2 protein-coding genes are annotated in these 2,155 nt (G+C 68.2%); one reads left to right on the top strand and one right to left on the bottom strand.

The genetic code is table 11. From position 1 onward, the window contains the following. On the bottom strand, nucleotides 1–447 hold a 447-nt coding region (locus AC1VAN_RS19605; protein WP_480986515.1), incomplete at its 3' end, for a thiolase family protein. Nucleotides 448–628: 181 nt separating this feature from the next. Here AC1VAN_RS19605 and AC1VAN_RS19600 point away from each other — a divergent pair. Continuing rightward, on the top strand, nucleotides 629–2,155 hold a 1,527-nt coding region (locus AC1VAN_RS19600), incomplete at its 3' end, for a S8 family serine peptidase (RefSeq protein ID WP_480986514.1).

Raw genomic sequence — 2,155 nt, 5'->3', positions numbered from 1 at the left:
GACCAGGCCGTCGTGGGCCATGTGGTCCACCGCCTGGAAGTTGCCGAAACGGTTGCCGGTGCGCGAATTGGGCAACAGGTGCGGCGCGTTGGACATCGACTCCATGCCGCCGGCGACCACGACCTTGGCCGAACCGGCCTTGATCAGGTCATGCCCGAGCATGATGGCCTTCATGCCCGAACCGCAGACCTTGTTGAGGGTGGTGGCGCCGACCGACAGCGGAATACCGGCGGCGATCGCTGCCTGGCGGGCAGGGGCCTGGCCGAGATTGGCCGGCAGCACGCAGCCCATCAGGACTTCGGAGACGTCGCTGGCAGGCACGCCCGACTGTTCCAGCGCGGCGGCGATGGCGGCCGCGCCGAGGGTCGGGGTCGGAACGCCGTTGAACTGGCCGAGGAAGGAGCCGATGGCGGTGCGCTTGGCGGCGGCGATGACGATGTTGGACATGGCAATCTCGTTGATGCGTGAGCAATGTTCGGAAAGGAGACGACGGGCGTTGGATACGGCGCCGTTTCCCGGCAGACTGCGTGGGGGTCGGCCCAGTATAGAGGGTCGGCGAAGACTGCCGCTGGGCAGTACTGGATGCCTGCCCGGATGGCGGCAGGCCAACGTTCATGGGAAGGAAACGATGGAACGTAAGACGATGGGAAGGTCGGTCCTGGCATCGGCGCTGGCGGTGGCGCTGACGGCGTGTGGCGGTGGAGGCGGCGGCAGCAACGTGCGCATCGACCCGCCCCCGACCACGCCTCCGGTCACGCCCCCGGTCACCCCGCCTCCCGCTGCCAGACCGCTTGAGCCGGTCGTGGATGCGCATCTGGCACAGACCAACGCGCGTGCCGCACAGGCCACCGGCGCGACCGGCCGGGGCGTGCGCATCGGCATCGTCGATTCGGGCGTGCTGCGCAGTGCCGAGGCGCTGAACGGACGGGTGGTGGCCAACCTCAACTACATCGACCCGAGCCGCAACAATCTCAACGTCGATGACGTGCTTGGCCATGGCACGGCCGTCGCCAGCCTGGCGGCCGGTGTACCGGTGGGGGTCTGGCCCGGCGGCATCGCACAGGGGGCGGAGATCGTCTCGGCACGCATCATTTCCGACACCACGCCCAAGGATGACGGCAGTGGCAAGGGCAACTCCTTCAGCGGCACGCTGGGCGTGGCCGGGGTTCACCAGGACCTGATCAACTACGGCGTGAAGGTGATGAACAATTCATGGGGCGGCCTGTACTGGACCGACCTCGGCACCACAGCGCAGGTCGCGGGCGAATACCGCCCCTTCATCATCAATCACGGTGGCCTGGTGGTGTTCGCCGCAGGCAACGAAGGGCGCGACCAGCCCAGCAGCGTGGCCGCGCTGCCCAGCCAGCGTGGCTTCGGCGGATCGCTGCCGGCAGCGGATCTGGAAAAAGGCTGGCTGGTAGCTACTGCAATCGATCCGAACAAGCCCGGTGAACGTGCGCCGTGGGCCAATGCCTGTGGCGACGCCGCGCGCTATTGCCTGACCGCTCCCGGCAGCGCGGTGTTCCCGGAGCCGGGTACCGGCAAGTACCTGTGGAACTACGGTACGTCCTTCGCCGCGCCGCTGATCTCCGGTGCTGCGGCGCTGGTCTGGCAGCGCTATCCCTACTTCGACAACGACCTGGTGCGGCAGACCCTGCTCGGCACCGCCACCGACATCGGGGCGCCGGGCGTCGATCCCATCTACGGCTACGGCATGCTCAACGTCGGCAAGGCGGTGAACGGTCCCGGCCGCTTCGACTGGGGCGATGCCACGGTCAATGTCGACGCGGCCTCTTCGGGCTCGATCTGGAGCAACGACATCGCCGGCGCTGGCGGCCTGATCAAGCGCGGCGATGGCCGGCTGGAGCTGAGCGGCAACAACAGCTACAGCGGTGCGACCCGCATCGAGCGCGGCACCCTGGCCCTGCGCGGTGGCGCCGTGATCCGTTCCAACGTGAGCGTCTCCGGTTCCGGTGGTGCCTCGATGGCCGGCCTGCAGTTCATGCCCGGCACGCCGCGGGTGATCGGCAACGTCGACAACGGCGCCAGCGTGGTGCTGGTCAACGCCAACACCACCGCGACCATCGAAGGCAATTACAGCCAGCGGCCGGATGCGCAGCTGATCGTCGCGCTGGGGGTGAACGCGCTGCAGGTG

Source organism: Stenotrophomonas sp. 05L44_2, from assembly GCF_056665995.1.
This window is presented reverse-complemented; position numbering and strand designations above follow the sequence as displayed.